Source organism: Arthrobacter sp. YAF16, from assembly GCF_052113385.1.
Taxonomy (GTDB): domain Bacteria; phylum Actinomycetota; class Actinomycetes; order Actinomycetales; family Micrococcaceae; genus Arthrobacter.
The window spans coordinates 115,212-130,418 of record NZ_JBFRDC010000003.1; the positions used below are offsets into that span (position 1 = coordinate 115,212).

Genomic DNA, 15,207 nt, shown 5'->3' on the forward strand with positions numbered 1-15,207 from the left:
ACGGATTCGAGCAGCAGATCCTTGGCCGGACCCGTGACATCCCAGCGGTAGCGGAAGTCATCCGGACCGAGCTTGGTGTACCCGACCCGGTACGTGTCGGGATCGCACCAATGCTGGTCCCGGTTGTCCTGCCCGCCGAAGCCGATGCGGTGAAAAGGGCGGCCGTCGGGGAAGAACATGTCCATCGTCGCTGGTGTTGCCGAGGGCTTGAGCAGATACTCGCGGCTTGCCGGGCCGGTAAACGGCGCACCGCCGGCCGGGTTCCACTGCACGGTGCCTTCTTCGCGGAAGCGGAGGCCGCCGTCGTCGGTTTCAGTGAAACGGACGACGCCGTTAAAGGTGCCGCGGCTGCCGGTGGCCCGGTCCAGCATGGTGCGGTCCACGCTCCAGTTGCCCAGCAGGTAGGCGCGCAGTTCAAAGCGCGGCTCAGCGGGCTGGTCAGGTTCCGGGCCGGCGCCCGGCGTCTGGGAGTCCAAGTGCCCTCGATTGGAATCGAACCAACGACACCGGCTTTAGGAGAGCCGTGCTCTATCCACTGAGCTACGAGGGCGGGCGAACAGGCGGGCGGCCTTCGGCCGGCCCGTCGGGACACGGATACAAGCATACAAGGTGGGGGCGCGTACTACGCTCTTGGCATGACAGCCTCTGCCCCGACGGTTTCCCGGGAGCTCATCTACATCCCCGACGTGGCCTCCGCCCGGTTTTATCTCGGCGCGCTCGCGAAATTGAGCGTGCTGCAGTATTTCGTCGCCGAAGCGGCGGTGATCGGCGCCTGGGCGGGCCGGGAGCCGTACAGCCGGCGCACCGGCTACATCAGCGATCTCGGCGCCCTTGGCTGCGGCGAATTCTCCGGCCGCGACGTCTGCTCGCCGGCGCACCTGCTGATGAATGCCTCGTTCGTGGTGCAGGGGATCGGCATGATGGTCGGGGCGCTGCTGCTCAGCTCGGCCGTGATCGGTGTTGCCGCCCGGGCCGGAACCAGGCTCGCCGTGGCCCCGGGCCGGCGGTCGCCGTCGGCCGCGGCGTTTGGCGCCCGTTCGCTCAGCATCACCGCGGGCGCCGGAACCGTGATCGTGGGACTGGTGCCGGAAGACGCCGGCTCCGGCTGGCACGTGGCCGGAGCGCTCATGTACTTCGCCGCGGGAGGTCTGGCCCTCCTGCTGGTCGGCTGGCTCTGGCGCAAACAGACACCGCTGGGCTGGTTCATCCTTGCCTGCGGCGCGGTCGCCCTGGCCGCGCTCATCGCCGGCGGAGCGACCGGGATGCGGGTTCCCGAACCCGGCACGCTGGAACGGCTGATGGGGTATCCCATCACGATTGGCACGGCGGCACTGGGACTGGTCGTCGCGCAGCGCGTCCGGCAGGAGCTCGTTGTGCGGAAGCGTGCGCGCGTGCAGGGGAGTTCTCCCCATCCCGCCGGTCGCGCCTAGCCAGTAGGGTGAGCGCACGGTCTGAACTATTTGGGGGAATCGTGCTGCAAAGTATTGGGGATCCTGATCTCAACATTTTTGAGATCAGCGGGCTGGCCTGGGCGGTCGCCGTTGACAGGGCGCTGAGGGCACTTGCCGCCGAACCGGAGATCGACTTTGCCGCCTACCAGCAGTCCTCAACCGCCCTGGCGCTGGGCTCGCTGGAGCCGGCGGACACTCGGCGACTCGACGCGGAACTTCGCGAGGCAGGCATTGTCGGCCCGGACGGCACGATGCCGGAGCAATGGCTGCTGGCGGTGCTGATTGCCGTCAGTGCCCCGATCCGGGTCACTGTCGTGGCCCGAACCGGGGAGCACTCCGCGCACACCCACCTGGGCCTGGCTGGCGGGCACGGAATCGCCGTCTCCTACCGGCGGCGGATCCGGACCACGGACGCGGGCACGGCCGTGACCGGGATCCAGGACGTCGTCGAGGTGGCCCTGTTCGAGGAGCGGCACGCCTGGTCCGCCGTGCGACGGATTCTTCCGGGCTTCACGGAGCTCCAGGCCGGCCCAGGCAGCGCCCGCGGCCTGGACAGCGACCGCGGCCTGGACGGCGCCCGCACGCCGGTCAGCCCGCAGCAGCTTCAGGCCGTTGGCAGCGCCGAGCTGCAGCAGGACGTGAAGGACGCAGTCCTGGCCCCGCGCTGCACCGTGCACCTGGACGTGGTGGCGGCTCCGCCCGGGACCGCGCCTGCCTTCCGCGCCGCGGATCTCTGGCACCTGTCGGAAAAGCTCTATTCGGTGCGGACCAGCGGCGACGACGGCGGCCGTTCCCTCGTGATGGTGGATGTTCCGCCGGGGGATGTGGCCAGGGAACTGTTCTGGCGGCTGCTCGGAGCGCGCGAGTTCCTCGCAGGTTCCGCGGGTCAGGCGGCGCAACGGTGAGCCTGCACGGAATGGATGTGGAGTCCGGACGCCGGCTCAGCGAAGAACTGGACCGGGCCGGCGAGCGGCTGCTGGCGCTGAGCGCCAGCCTGACCCCCGCCATTGCCGCCGCCCCCTGGGCCGGCCAAGACGGCCAGCGGTTCAAGGATGAATGGGCCGGGCACCGGCAGCGGCTGACGGGGGCGGGAAACGCGCTCAAGGCGGCGTCGGGCGCAGTGCGGCGCAACGTCGAAGAGCAGCTCGAAGCCAGCAACCACGGCGCCGGGGCCGGCGGCCTTTCCGGCGGCCCTTCCGGTGCCGGGGCCGGCGGCGGGTCCGGCGATGCGGGCGGTGCCGGCGGCGGCTCCCTTTTCCACCGACTGGGACTCGACCGGCTGGCGGGCGGCGTTGCCGACACGGCAGGGGATCTCTGGAACCAGGGCGGCAAGGTCCTCAGCACGGTGGGAGCCGCGAGCGACTTCGGCTGGAACTGGCTCCAGGACGGCGCGCCCCTGCCGGTCAGGAACCTGATGGATGCCCAGTCCAACGTGCTGGACCAAGTCGGCCACTATGGAGACATGGGAATGCGGTGGCTGAGCACCGGCGAGCCCCCTTCGCTCACCGAACTCGCATCGAACGGCGTCCTGCTCAGGGCCGGAGTCCTCTCCCTGGCCGCCACCGCGCTGAGCGTGGGTACCTACAACCCGCATCTGCTCGACGATGGTCGGCCGGTGGCTGGCGAGCCGCTCCCGGTTCCGGTCGGAGAACCTGCCGGGACGGACAAGGACGGCCGATTCAACACCCCGGTGCCCTCGACCATCAGTGCGATCCTGCAGACCACCAATGCCGCCTACGGTGACGAAGGCAAACCTGCGACACCCGACGCTGCCGTCCGCATCACCACGATCCACAAGCCCGGGGAACCGGACGCCTGCATCGTGAGCATCCCCGGAACCACCCGTTGGTACCCCGACGGCGCTGCCAACGCCACCGACCTGACGGGCAACCTGGAGCTGGCCGGCGGCAACTTGTCCACGGCGTCCCAGGCGGTCCGCCTGGCCATGGAAAACGCAGGTATCCCGGACGCGGCGCCCGTGATGCTGTCCGGCCATTCGCAGGGCGGCATGATTGCCGCCGCCCTGGCGTCGGACAATTCGTTCACCAACCGGTTCAATGTGACGAACGTCGTGACATTTGGCTCCCCGGTGGACTCTGCGCCGATACCGGCCCGCATTGACGTTCTTGCATTGCAGCACGCGGGTGATCCAGTCCCCAAAGTCGACCTCGGGGACCTCACGGTGGGACAGGACGGAAGTGTTTCGGCCAGCCAGGACAACGGCGCGGTCAAGGTCACACTGCCCAACCCCGCCGTGGCGCCCGGCGTTGCCGGGATCGGCTACCACGACGGCGGCGAGTACGTGAAGTCCACCGGCAGCCTTGAGCACCAGGGACCGATCGCCGACTACGCTCAAAGGGAGTCGACCCAGCAGTTCCTGACCACGGACCCCGGCCAGGTCAGCTCCACCGTTTCGAGCATCTCGCGCAAGCAATGAGCGTGAGCAGCCCGACGCCGAACCATAGCGGAAGTTATCGATGAAGAAGCTATTCCACCCCATTGCAGGAGCACTGATCGTGGGCATTCTCGCGGCAACACTGGCGGCCTGCGGCCTGGGCGGACCCTCCGAGCCGGATCAGCTGGAGGCCGCCCTGCAGAAAGCCGGAAAGTCCGTCCCGGGCGTGACCGCCGTCCAGGCCGACGCCAACGTCAACACCTCCGGCAAATTCATCACGGTGAAACTGGTCGGTGAAAGTGCGGACAAGGCAGCGCTCACCCAGACGTTGGGGCGGGCCATGCCGGCCCTGCTGGACAGCCTCAAGGACGTGAAAGGCGGCACCCTCGGGGTTAGCATTTTTTCGCCCGACGACGCCGTCCATGCCGGCCCCGCCGATCTCGGATACAGCGGCTCAAGCTCGCTGTCGAGTATTCGCGAATACTTCGCCCGGTAATTATGGAATTGCCGCGCCCGCGCAACTGTGGGGCTTTCGGCGATTCTGTGTCGCGGGGGTGTCTTATGTCTCATATATACGGCTACTTGCACTATCATGAGGGCATTCGCCGGAATGTTCCGGTGCCTCGTGCGGGAGAACGGGTCCAGCGCACGCCGAATTGCCGACTTTGTAGTCTGTGGGGGCACATGTCTGATCAGCTGGTTGCGCCGCGCCTGGCAGCGACTTCTTTCGGCGACCCCACCAGTGCCCCTTCGCGGCTGGCCTCTGTCCGTCGGATTGCCATCCGATGACAGTCGAAGCCCCGATTGCTCCGGACGGGCAAATCCCCGAGGAACCGCCGGCAGTCATTGACGCACCCGACGCCGGGACGCCGTCCTCGTCCGGGTCCCGGACAGAGCTCGGCCTGGCGGACTTGGGGCTGGCCGAGCCGGTCATTCCCGCGACGGAAGCCTCCGCGGAGCCCGTCATCGGCGTCCGGCTGCTCGAGGGCGGCATCATTGAAGTCGCGCTCCCGCCGAACCAGGAGATCGAGGGTCCGGAAGCGCGGGTGGCCGGTGAAACAGTCCGGATGCTCGCCGGCGGCGAGAGGGTTCCGGTGCTGCTGGTCATCTCCGGCGTCGTGGGCGTCAGCGTGGAAGCGCGCCAGGTCTACGCCGGTTCCATCGCGGCGTCGGCGTTCGCGCTGGTGGGCGAGAGCCCCGTGGACCGTGTCATTGCGCATTACCTGCTGCGCTCAAGAACCGAAACGATCCCGGCGGAGTTCTTCCTTTCGCGGATAGAAGCCCTCAAGTGGTTAAGGCCTTATACGAGTGAAAAGTGATGTTCCAGACCCCCGGCTCCATGCGCTCGTGGAGGGCATTGTCCGGATTGCGAGCGGAGACCTAAGTACCCGGATTCCTCATTCCGGTGCGCGCGACGACGTCGCCGCCGTCATCGCGGGCATCAACCTGATGGCCGATGACCTGCAGACCATTTACCAGGAGCTCGAGGAGCGGGTCGAGAGCCGGACCGCCATGTTGCGCCAGGCCCAGGTTGAGCTCGAGCGGATGGCGCTGACCGATCCGTTGACCCAGCTGGCCAACCGGACGGCGCTGAACTCGGTGCTCAGCCACGCGCTGGCGGAGACGTCCCGCGGGGAGATGCCGCCTGCCCTGCTGATTCTTGACCTTGATTCCTTCAAGGGCATCAATGACACGCTAGGACACAGCGCGGGGGACGATGTCCTGCGCGTGATTGCCCGGCGTCTCCAGGACGCGGTCCGGGTCACCGATACCGTGGCGAGGCTGGGCGGGGACGAATTCGCCGTCATGCTGCCTAAATCCAACCTCGTGCGGGCCCGGCGGGTAGCCAACCGGATCCTGAAGGCGCTCAGTGAGAGCCTGGAGATCGGCGACCTGCGGGTCACGTGCGGCACCAGCATTGGCGTCCGCGTCGCCGAACCGGGCCAGTCCGCCGATGACCTGGTGATGGAAGCCGACACAGCCATGTACGCCGCGAAGGCGCAGCCGCACAGCGGGATCAAGGTCTTCGAACCGGCGCTGTTGTACGCCCGCAGGCTGCAGAGCCTGATGGTCACGGAGATGCGCGAGGCGATCCTCGAGGATCAGCTGACGCTGCATTACCAGCCGGTGGTGGAGCTCGCCACCGGGCGGATCGAGGGCGTCGAGGCGCTGGTCCGCTGGAACCACCCGGAGCGCGGGCTCCTGATGCCGGACCAGTTCATTCCGCTGGCGGAGGAGACTGGGATGATCGTGGAGCTGGGGCACTGGGTGCTGCGCAACGCGGTCCGGCAACTCCGGGACTGGCAGGACCGGCTGGCGCTGGACAGCGCGTTCTCCGTCCGGGTCAACATCTCCACCACCGAGCTGCAGAACCTCGAGCTCATCGAACACGTCCAGGACATCCTCCGCGAGACAGGTGTGGATGCCGCGAACCTCATCATCGAACTGACCGAGTCCATGGCCGTGACCGGCGGCGACGTGGACAAGTACTCCCTGAGCGGGTTGCGGCAGCTGGGGGTACAGCTCGAAATCGACGACTTCGGCACCGGCTACTCTTCCATCAGCTACCTGCGCAAGCTGCCCGTGAATGTGGTCAAGATCGACAAGAGCCTGATCGACGGGCTCGGGACGGATGCGGAACAGGGCGGCTTTGTCGAAGCTGTGCTGCATCTGATCCATGCGTGCGGGCTCAAGGCCGTGGCTGAGGGGATTGAGACCGCCGAACAGGCCGACGAGCTGGTCCGGCTGGGTTGCGCCAGCGGCCAGGGCTACTACTTCGGGCGCCCGGCGCCCGCCGAGGCCGTTGAGGCGCTCATCAGCCAGGACAGCTCGGTTTCGCAGTAGCCACGCAGTGGCGCGGGCGTGCCGGAGTGGCGCGGGCGTGCCGGAGTGGCGCGGGCGTGCCGGAGTGGCGGACGACGGCGGCTGGACGGCTGGCTTGTTGACTGGCATGACAAAGGGCGGAAGTTGGAGGTGAATCCGACTCCCGCCCTTTGCGGTTGCTGACTCCGTTAGTTCTTCGGGGTGGAGTTCGGCCAGTAGTCCACAGCCACTACGGTCTGTCCGGCGTTGTCACCGGTGGCCGAGACAGCTGCCGAGGCCGAAAGACCTGCTGCTGCCAAAGCGCCGGCCACGAGGAGTGTTGCGAGGGTTTTCTTCATTTAGGACTCCTGGTACGTGAGAGGCTGATGTGACTCATGTGATGCAGGATTAGTATAAGCGCTATAGACACGCCGAATTGTAACGATTTACTCGATTTGTCTGAACGCTGTGTTATTCGTGCGCTACTCTTGCGTTCTCGGCGAGAGGCGGCTCGCGCGCCGTATACCCATTCTCCTGCGCAGCCACTGATAATTGATTCATGCACTCTGTTTCACCGCTGTACGCAGCCGCTGAGCTCCAAGCACATGAGCAGCGCAGCAACCATGCCTTCGCCGAGGCTGCTGGCAGTGCGCAGCGGGCGGCCGAGATCGCTTTGCGTGACGGGGACCCCACTTCGTGGTGGAACATGACTTTCCTCCAAGCCGAAAATCTTCTGGATGCCCAACGTTTTGAGGACTGCGCGGCTTTGGCGGCCAGCCTCATATCGGACCTGACGGAGCCACCAATTCCCCGCGACCAGGCCCGCACTCATATTTTGCTCGCGAAGGCACGCCAGGGTGCCGGTCTGCTGGAGCGAGCCGCGGAATCTGCTCGAGCTGCTGCGAATCTCACACCCGCGGAGTCGGACATAGAAATCAACGTAAAAGCAAGGCAGGCACTGATCGCTGCATTGGCAGACGGCGGAAAGCTGGCTGAGGCTTGGGATGAGAGCAAGGCTCTTTCTGGCGTCATCTCTGACGACGTTGATGATCAGCTTGCTGGCAAGGCTTATTGGGTCATCGGAAACGTGGCTTTTCTGTGTGACAGAGTCGAAGACGGTCTGCGGTACCACGAGCTCGCGGCCGCGACGTTTTCACCTACCAAAAACTTGGACGTCTGGGCGAAATTCAACAAGGCGTCCGCCGCCATGCGCCTCGCAGCAAACATTGCGGACGGGGACACGCTTCGATGCATCGAGCGCGCCGAATTAGCCACAGATGTCATCGGCGGCAGCGAAAACGATCTTCTCCTTTTGCGGCGCAATCGCGCACATTGGAGTTATCTCGCTGGCGATGCAGAGTCTGCGGTGGCCATCCTGGAAGAGATCCGTGCAACCTCGAGAAGCGTCACACCTCAGATTCTCGGCGACGCATGCCTGCTGTTAGGCAGGGCATATATTGCAATGCGTGACAAGGATGCGGCTCGGCAGCCTCTGGCCGAGGCGGTTGTACACTTCGAAAGCGCGGGAGCACCACACCGTGCCCAGCAGGCACGGGACTTCCTCAAATCCGAATTGGGCCGCGACTCGTTATGGAAATGGTTGGTCCGAGTCACGGGTTTCGACCGCAGCTAAGCCCGCTTCTGGATATGCCCCTCGCTGGCGTCGTGCAGTGGACACATAGAGAATATGCTCATCGGCCAACGCTAGAAATGGGCACGTCCACCGGTTCCGCTGCTCCTGGTCTTCAACGTGTGATGAGCATGTCCATCGCCCACTCTGAGCGTTGGAAATATGGCGGATATGCTCACCGGCCGCGACCAAGAGCGGGCATGTCCATCGGGGGCCCCGGAGCGGGAAGGCCGTGGATACCCGGCCAAGGATCCCGAACTGCTAGGCCTGGGCGGAACCCGAAGCGCGAGCCCGCGCGGCAGGGGTTTTGCGGCCCAGGAACACTGCCGCGGCGCCGACCACAAGGCTCAGCACCAGCAGGGCCCAGCCAGCCACGGTGAGCCCCGACGCCAAGGCGACTTGGCCGCCGTCGAGCGTGTCAGCGGCCATCATGGCGTCAATGGCCGCGTTTCCCCACAGCCGCACACCCGCGAACAGCAGCGGCACTGCCCACAGCGCCCAACGGAGCGGTTTCCGGGCCACGTTCGTGCCGATCAGCAGCAACCAGGTGAATCCGAAGATCAGCGGAAACAGTGTCCCTGCCGTCTTGTGCACATAGTTGAGCTGTCCGCGGGCGTCCCCGTCCATGGCAGAGCGCAGCTGCTCCACAAAGCCCCGGTCAAAGCCGCCGAGCAGCGAGTCGGGCATCGGGAGGCCGCCGCTGAGCTGGGTGAGCTGGTTCAGGGTCAGCAGGTGGACGTACCAGAACAGGAACAGGCTCGCAACGACGCCCGCAATCAGGATCAGGCTGCTATTGCTCTGGGCCTTCTGTGGGGTCCGGGTGGTGCTGGGATTGATCACCGCGGGCAGATGGTGCTGGGGAACGGCCGCGCTCGCGCCGTGCTTCTTGATCCGCTGGGCGGGTGTCTTGGCCATGGCTCCATTATCGCCCCTCGCCGGCGCCACACCGGCGGGTCCCAGGCAGGGCTACCGTCAACCCGGTCTGCCTGTTCAGCACCTCCGGGCGCCCGATAGGCTGAACGCGTGAGCGAATCAGGCAGCAACGAACTTGTCAGGCACCGGCTCGGTCGGCACAGCACCGCGGAACTCAGCCCCGAACTGGACGACTACCAGCTCGCCGAGGCCTTGGTGCGGGAGGCCGGCAATCTGGCGCTGCTGATGCGGCAGGCAGGACTGGAGGGGCAACGGAAAACGTCCGTCTCCGACGTCGTGACCGCCGCGGACCACGCCGCGGAAGCCTACGTGCTCGAACAGCTGCAGCGCTGCCGGCCCGACGACGGCGTCCTCGGCGAAGAAGGTGCCTCCGAGCGGGGCAGCAGCGGCCGGACCTGGGTGATCGACCCGGTCGACGGAACCTACAACTTCCTGCACGGCTCAAGCTACTGGTGCTCCGCGATCGCGCTCAAGGATTCCTCCGGCCCACTGCTCGGCGCCATCTTCCAGCCGGAGGAAGACAAGCTCTGGCTCGGCGGCACCGCCCGGAAGGCAACCCTCAACGGTGAGGCGCTGACGAGTTTTCGGCCCCGCGACGCAGGTGGCATGGGCCGCGTGGAGACGCCGCTCGCCGAGCTTGGCGCCGCCACCTACATCCATCCCACCTGGCTGGCCGACCCGATGTGCGCCATGCCGTGGCACGCCGCGGCAACGTCCGCGGCGGCGCTGCGGATGTTCGGCTCGGGCTCATGCGATCTCGGCCGGGTCGCCGACGGCGAGCTGGACTGCTGGTTCCAGCACAGCTCCCCGGAGTGGGACTGGCTGCCGGGCCAGGCGATCGTGCTCGCCGCCGGCGGCGCCACCGACGTCGTGCGCGTCAACGGACTTGAGTGGTTCGTGGCCGGAGGTACGACGGCGGTGCGGCAGCTCCGCGCGGCGCTCGAGTCAGGCTCCGTGGGGTAGCACCCGCGCACGGCGCACGATCGGCCGGAAGGGACTTGCCTGGTCCTGCTATCACACGATGGGCATGCTCATTCCTCAGCTTCACGCAGGGACACAATGGGCATATGTCCGCTGCTGGGCGCAGGCGAGGGGCATGTCCCGCGGCGGACCAGGCGACGTGGACCGTGACGTCGGTAGGAGAGCGACACGCTCATTCCGGACGGCGGCGGCGGAGGGGCATGCTCATTCCTCAGCTTCACGCAGGGACACAATGGGCATATGTCCATTACTGGGCGCAGGCGAGGGGCATGCCCGGCGCAGGAGGAGCCGCGGACGGTGCCGTCAGTGGCACCGCCTAGACTTGTTAACACCATGGATATGTTGTTTGACCCCTACGCCGACGGACCCTTCCAAGCTGCCTCGCATCCGGCCGCGCCGGCCAAAGCGTCCGGAAACCCGGGGACCGGAACCGGAATGCCGGACCTGAGGTCACCCGCTTTCGGGGCCCACGGCGGAAGCGGCGCTGGTAACGGTGAGGACTCGGACCGCCCCCAGCTGCCGAACGCGGAAGAGCTGCTGCAGGGACTGAACCCGCAGCAGGAGGAAGCAGTCAAACACGCGGGGAGCGCGCTGCTGATCGTCGCCGGCGCAGGTTCCGGCAAGACCCGTGTGCTCAGCAACCGCATCGCCTACCTGATCGCCACCCGGCGGGCGCACCACGGGGAGATCCTGGCCATCACCTTCACCAACAAGGCAGCCGCGGAGATGCGCGAGCGGATCGAGCTCCTGGTCGGCGGCCGGGCCAAGACCATGTGGATCTCCACCTTCCACTCCTCCTGCGTCCGGATCCTGCGGCGCGAAGCGGCCAACGTCGGCCTGAACTCCAACTTCTCCATCTACGACTCCGCAGATTCGCTCCGCCTGATTACGCTCGTGGCCAAGAACCTGGACCTGGATCCCAAGCGCTTCGCGCCCAAGGCCATCCAGCACAAGATCTCCGCGCTCAAGAACGAGCTGATCGACGCGGACAGCTACGCCTCCAGCGCGAGCTACAGCGACCCCTTCGAACAGGCCGTCGCCGAAGTCTTCAAGGGCTACACGCAGCGCCTGCGCCAGGCCAACGCGATGGACTTCGATGACCTGATCGCCGAAACCGTCTACATGTTCCGGGCCTTCCCGGCGCTCGCCGACTCTTACCGGCGCCGCTTCCGGCACGTGCTCGTGGACGAGTACCAGGACACCAACCACGCCCAGTACGCCCTGGTGCGCGAGATCGTCGGCGAGGGCCCCGGCGCGGCCGAACTCACGGTCGTCGGCGACTCGGACCAGTCCATCTACGCCTTCCGCGGCGCGGACATCCGCAACATCGTGGAGTTCGAGAAGGACTACCCGGACGCCCGGACTATCAAGCTCGAACAGAACTACCGCTCCACCCAGACCATCCTCAGCGCCGCCAACTCGGTCATCTCCCGGAACCCCAACCGGCCGGAGAAACGGCTCTGGACGGCCGAGGGCGACGGCGAAAAGATCGTCGGCTACGTGGGCGAGAACGAGCACGACGAGGCCCAGTTCATCGCCAAGGAAATCGACCGGCTGCAGGACGAGGGCAACCTCCGCCCCGGCGACGTCGCGATCTTCTACCGCACCAACGCCCAGTCCCGGTCCATCGAAGACGTCCTGGTGCGCGTTGGGCTGCCCTACAAGGTGGTCGGCGGCACCCGCTTCTACGAGCGAAAGGAAATCAAGGACGCCCTCGCCTACCTGCGCGTTCTGGTAAACCCCGACGACGACGTCAACCTGCGCCGCATCCTCAACGAGCCCAAGCGCGGCATCGGCGACCGGGCCGAGGGCGCCGTGGCATCGCTGGCGCAGCGCGACCGGACCTCCTTCATGGCCGCCGCCCGCCGCGCCGAGGAAGCACCGGGCATGGCCACCCGCTCCGTGAACGCCGTGCTGGGCTTCGTGAAGCTCCTCGACGACCTGGCCGAAGTGGCCTCCGGCTCCGGTGCCGCCGCTGCCCTGGAAGCCGTCCTTGAGCAGACCGGCTACCTCGCCACCCTTCGCTCCAGCACCGACCCGCAGGACGAATCCCGGGTGGAGAACCTCGCCGAGCTCGTCGCCGTCGTCCGCGAATACGAGCGCGACAACCCGGAAGGGTCCCTCGGCGCCTTCCTGGAGCAGGTCTCCCTCGTGGCCGACGCCGACCAGATCCCGGACGCCCCCGGGGCGGATATTGACGCTGCGGTCGCCGAAGCCAAGCGGCTCGGCGTCGTCACCCTGATGACCTTGCACACCGCCAAGGGCCTTGAGTTCCCGGTGGTGTTCCTGACCGGCATGGAACACGGACTGTTCCCGCACCAGCGCTCCGCCACCGACCCCAAGGAACTGGCCGAGGAACGCCGGCTCGCCTACGTGGGACTGACCCGGGCCCGGAAACGGCTCTACCTGACCCGCTCCGAGGTCCGCAGCATGTGGGGACAGAGCCAGTACAACCCCGCCAGCCAGTTCATCGAGGAAATCCCGGCCGAGCTGGTTGAGTGGAAGCGGGAAGGCTCCACCCGCCAGGCCAGCAGCTGGGGGAGCGGCGGATCGATCGGTTCCAGCCGCTACGGCGGGTCCTTCTGGGGCGCCGGCACCGCCCGGGGCGCCGGCGCGGACTCCGCGGCAGGCTTCAACGCGGACGTCCCCGCGGCCATCGCCAAGAACCGGGTGCAGCCGCAGAAAGAGATCGTCGCCGTCAGCGTGGGGGACAAGGTCAACCACACCAGCTTCGGCAACGGCACCGTACTGGCCGTCGAGGGCGCGGGGGACAAGACCGTCGCGAAGGTGAAGTTCGGCGTCGGCGAGAAGCGGCTCCTGCTGCGGTACGCCCCGCTCACCAAGATCGACGCGTGACCGGGGCTCTCAGCCGCCCCGCGGATCCACCGGTAACCGCGCGCCGACAGGCATAATGGAGCGCATGCGACGGACATCTTTGGGGATCCTGGCCGCCTTCCTGGCACTGGCGGCCACGGCGTGCACCGTCACGCAAAAGGACCCGGACTACGTCCCGCCGGCCCCGCTGCCCGCCCTGGAGCAGCTCAAGCAGGCACCCCTGACGGACCCGGCGACATTGGGAGCCGGCCAGGACTCCCTGAGCTTCGTCACCGCGGACCGCAACATCGTTTGTTCACTGACCTCGGCCCGGGGCGAGCACGTCAACCTGCCCTATGAACAGAACGGCTTCGGCGGCAGCGGGAACGGCAAGTTCGCGACCGTGCCGGTGGCCCACTGTGAGCTCGGCGCCTACCCGAAGCCGTCCGCCAAGGACATCCGCGACGACTGCGCCGGCACCGGACTCGGCTACCTGGGCGGCACGGCCCTGCTGACCCCGGCCGAGGCGGTTTACGGGGAGTGCCGCTCCGGCGTCACACAGCAGGAAACCGAATTCGGCCCCAAAGGCACCCGCAACGGTCCGATCTCGCAGCTTCCCGTCCTCGAGGATGGGAAGAACGTCGAGCGCAACGGCCTCCGCTGCTCCGCCTACAACGGCGGTGTAGCCTGCGGAAACGTCTCCGCCGGCGTCGCCTTCTTCGTTGCGCGCGACCGTTACGAGCTGATCTTGCCGGCCCCCAAGGCGGCCTCCGCGGCGCCGTCGGAGGCCCCAAAAACCCCGTAATCTAGCGGTTTTTCTACGCTCAATAGAATAGTGTCCTTACTCACATAACAGGTAGTCTGGGTCGGGCTGGTCCAAACGAAGGACTAGAGTTCGAAAGAGGAGCATTGCGCCGTGTGGCTCGTTTCCAAGCTTGTCGCAGGGTGCGTTTATTCCGCAGCCCGGTAACCGCGAGTACGTGGGGTCCGGCTGTACAGAAACTACTTCGACGTAGAAGGACACTAAACCGTGGACCTGTTTGAATATCAGGCGCGCGATATGTTCGAGGCGCACGGTGTACCCGTGCTTGCTGGCATCGTGGCGCACACCCCTGAAGAAGCAAAGGCAGCTGCCGAGAAGATCGGCGGCGTAACTGTCGTCAAGGCACAGGTTAAGGTCGGTGGCCGCGGCAAGGCCGGCGGCGTTAAGGTCGCCAAGACTGCCGATGAGGCACTCGAGCACGCCACCAACATCCTCGGGATGGACATCAAGGGCCACACCGTCAACAAGGTGATGATTGCCCAGGGTGCCGACATCGCCGAGGAATACTACTTCTCCGTCCTGCTGGACCGGGCCAACCGCAACTACCTGGCCATGTGCTCGGTTGAAGGCGGCATGGAAATCGAGCAGCTCGCCGTCGAGCGCCCGGAAGCCCTGGCCAAGATCGCGATCGACCCGGCCGTCGGCATCGACCAGGCCAAGGCCGACGAGATCGTCGCCGCCGCGGGCTTCGCCGAGGAACTGCGCGGCAAGGTCGCCGCCGTGATCCTCAAGCTCTGGGACGTGTTCAAGAAGGAAGACGCCACCCTCGTAGAGGTCAACCCGCTGGTCAAGACCGGCGCCGGCGACATCGTTGCCCTGGACGGCAAGGTCACCCTCGACGAGAACGCCGACTTCCGCCACCCGAAGCACTCCGCCCTTGAAGACAAGGACGCTGCGGACCCGCTCGAGGCCAAGGCCAAGGCGCAGGACCTCAACTACGTCAAGCTCGACGGCGAGGTGGGCATCATCGGTAACGGTGCCGGCCTGGTCATGTCCACGCTCGACGTTGTCGCCTACGCCGGCGAGAACCACGGCAATGTCAAGCCCGCCAACTTCCTGGACATTGGCGGTGGAGCTTCCGCCGAGGTCATGGCTGCGGGCCTCGACGTCATCCTGGGTGACGAGCAGGTCAAGTCCGTCTTCGTCAACGTCTTCGGCGGCATCACCGCCTGTGACGCTGTCGCCAAGGGCATCGTCGGCGCACTGGCCGAGCTGGGCCACTCCGCGAACAAGCCGCTGGTCGTCCGCCTCGACGGCAACAACGTCGAGGAAGGCCGCCGCATCCTGGCCGAGGCCAACCACCCGCTGGTTACCCTGGCCGCCACCATGGACGAGGGCGCCGACAAGGCTGCCGAGCTCGCCAACGCAGCTAAGTAAA

General features: G+C 66.5%; 13 protein-coding genes, 1 tRNA gene and 1 pseudogene. 11 read left to right on the forward strand and 4 right to left on the reverse strand.

Annotation, left to right across the window (positions count from 1 at the left end; genetic code table 11):
• Window positions 1-2: 2 nt before the first annotated feature.
• Both AB4Y91_RS09740 and AB4Y91_RS09745 read right to left on the reverse strand, forming a co-directional pair.
• Window positions 3-476, reverse strand: a pseudogene (locus AB4Y91_RS09740) (DUF6314 family protein); the annotation flags it as partial.
• 1 nt (window position 477) lies between these two features.
• Window positions 478-550, reverse strand: a tRNA-Arg gene (locus AB4Y91_RS09745).
• An 85-nt stretch (window positions 551-635) separates the two neighbouring features.
• On the opposite strand from AB4Y91_RS09745, the gene AB4Y91_RS09750 reads away from it, so the two are divergent.
• The 6 genes from AB4Y91_RS09750 (at window position 636) to AB4Y91_RS09775 (ending at window position 6,690) form a co-directional block, all read left to right on the forward strand.
• Window positions 636-1,430, forward strand: coding sequence for a hypothetical protein (locus AB4Y91_RS09750; protein WP_441418278.1), 795 nt, complete (start codon window positions 636-638; stop codon window positions 1,428-1,430).
• A gap of 41 nt (window positions 1,431-1,471) precedes the next feature.
• Window positions 1,472-2,356: a hypothetical protein gene (locus AB4Y91_RS09755; RefSeq protein ID WP_441418279.1), complete on the forward strand. Its 885-nt coding sequence runs from the start codon at window positions 1,472-1,474 to the stop codon at window positions 2,354-2,356.
• Window positions 2,353-3,888, forward strand: coding sequence for a PGAP1-like alpha/beta domain-containing protein (locus AB4Y91_RS09760; RefSeq protein ID WP_441418280.1), 1,536 nt, complete (start codon window positions 2,353-2,355; stop codon window positions 3,886-3,888). Before AB4Y91_RS09755 ends, AB4Y91_RS09760 begins: the two co-directional genes overlap by 4 nt.
• Before the next feature lie 40 nt (window positions 3,889-3,928).
• Window positions 3,929-4,342: a hypothetical protein gene (locus AB4Y91_RS09765; protein ID WP_441418281.1), complete on the forward strand. Its 414-nt coding sequence runs from the start codon at window positions 3,929-3,931 to the stop codon at window positions 4,340-4,342.
• Window positions 4,343-4,631: 289 nt separating this feature from the next.
• Entirely contained in the window at window positions 4,632-5,165 is a 534-nt protein-coding gene (locus tag AB4Y91_RS09770) for a DUF7793 family protein (RefSeq protein WP_441418282.1), read from the forward strand.
• The gene (locus AB4Y91_RS09775; protein ID WP_441418283.1) at window positions 5,155-6,690 is read left to right on the forward strand and encodes a putative bifunctional diguanylate cyclase/phosphodiesterase; all 1,536 of its coding nucleotides are present in this window, start codon (window positions 5,155-5,157) and stop codon (window positions 6,688-6,690) included. Before AB4Y91_RS09770 ends, AB4Y91_RS09775 begins: the two co-directional genes overlap by 11 nt.
• 167 nt (window positions 6,691-6,857) lie before the next feature.
• Here the strand turns inward: AB4Y91_RS09775 and AB4Y91_RS09780 are convergent, their stop codons facing one another.
• The gene (locus tag AB4Y91_RS09780) at window positions 6,858-7,007 is read right to left on the reverse strand and encodes a hypothetical protein (protein WP_175322046.1); all 150 of its coding nucleotides are present in this window, start codon (window positions 7,005-7,007) and stop codon (window positions 6,858-6,860) included.
• Between the two features lie 200 nt (window positions 7,008-7,207).
• Between AB4Y91_RS09780 and AB4Y91_RS09785 the strand changes: the two genes are divergently transcribed.
• Window positions 7,208-8,281 carry a hypothetical protein gene (locus AB4Y91_RS09785; RefSeq protein ID WP_441418284.1) on the forward strand — a complete coding sequence of 358 codons (1,074 nt, stop codon included), beginning with the start codon at window positions 7,208-7,210 and terminating at the stop codon, window positions 8,279-8,281.
• Between the two features lie 258 nt (window positions 8,282-8,539).
• On the opposite strand, the gene AB4Y91_RS09790 is transcribed toward AB4Y91_RS09785, so the two are convergent.
• The gene (locus tag AB4Y91_RS09790; RefSeq protein WP_441418285.1) at window positions 8,540-9,193 is read right to left on the reverse strand and encodes a hypothetical protein; all 654 of its coding nucleotides are present in this window, start codon (window positions 9,191-9,193) and stop codon (window positions 8,540-8,542) included.
• 108 nt (window positions 9,194-9,301) lie between these two features.
• Between AB4Y91_RS09790 and AB4Y91_RS09795 the strand changes: the two genes are divergently transcribed.
• From AB4Y91_RS09795 to sucC, 4 genes are all read left to right on the forward strand, one after another.
• Window positions 9,302-10,174, forward strand: a complete 873-nt coding sequence (locus AB4Y91_RS09795; RefSeq protein ID WP_441418286.1) for an inositol monophosphatase family protein — start codon at window positions 9,302-9,304, stop codon at window positions 10,172-10,174.
• Window positions 10,175-10,525: 351 nt separating this feature from the next.
• The gene (pcrA, locus tag AB4Y91_RS09800; protein WP_441418287.1) at window positions 10,526-13,048 is read left to right on the forward strand and encodes a DNA helicase PcrA; all 2,523 of its coding nucleotides are present in this window, start codon (window positions 10,526-10,528) and stop codon (window positions 13,046-13,048) included.
• 55 nt (window positions 13,049-13,103) lie between these two features.
• Entirely contained in the window at window positions 13,104-13,811 is a 708-nt protein-coding gene (locus tag AB4Y91_RS09805; protein WP_441418288.1) for a hypothetical protein, read from the forward strand.
• A 225-nt stretch (window positions 13,812-14,036) separates the two neighbouring features.
• Entirely contained in the window at window positions 14,037-15,206 is a 1,170-nt protein-coding gene (sucC, locus tag AB4Y91_RS09810; RefSeq protein WP_175322051.1) for an ADP-forming succinate--CoA ligase subunit beta, read from the forward strand.
• The last annotated feature ends 1 nt before the right edge of the window (window position 15,207 follow it).

Bases quoted from the DNA above. Each gene is read 5' to 3' on its own strand.
- AB4Y91_RS09765 (WP_441418281.1), top strand. From the start codon at position 3,929: ATGAAGAAGCTATTCCACCCCATTGCAGGAGCACTGATCGTGGGCATT.
- AB4Y91_RS09805 (WP_441418288.1), top strand. From the start codon at position 13,104: ATGGAGCGCATGCGACGGACATCTTTGGGGATCCTGGCCGCCTTCCTG.
- AB4Y91_RS09770 (WP_441418282.1), top strand. From the start codon at position 4,632: ATGACAGTCGAAGCCCCGATTGCTCCGGACGGGCAAATCCCCGAGGAA.
- AB4Y91_RS09750 (WP_441418278.1), top strand. From the start codon at position 636: ATGACAGCCTCTGCCCCGACGGTTTCCCGGGAGCTCATCTACATCCCC.
- AB4Y91_RS09785 (WP_441418284.1), top strand. From the start codon at position 7,208: ATGCACTCTGTTTCACCGCTGTACGCAGCCGCTGAGCTCCAAGCACAT.
- AB4Y91_RS09780 (WP_175322046.1), bottom strand. From the start codon at position 7,007: ATGAAGAAAACCCTCGCAACACTCCTCGTGGCCGGCGCTTTGGCAGCA.
- pcrA (WP_441418287.1), top strand. From the start codon at position 10,526: ATGGATATGTTGTTTGACCCCTACGCCGACGGACCCTTCCAAGCTGCC.
- AB4Y91_RS09790 (WP_441418285.1), bottom strand. From the start codon at position 9,193: ATGGCCAAGACACCCGCCCAGCGGATCAAGAAGCACGGCGCGAGCGCG.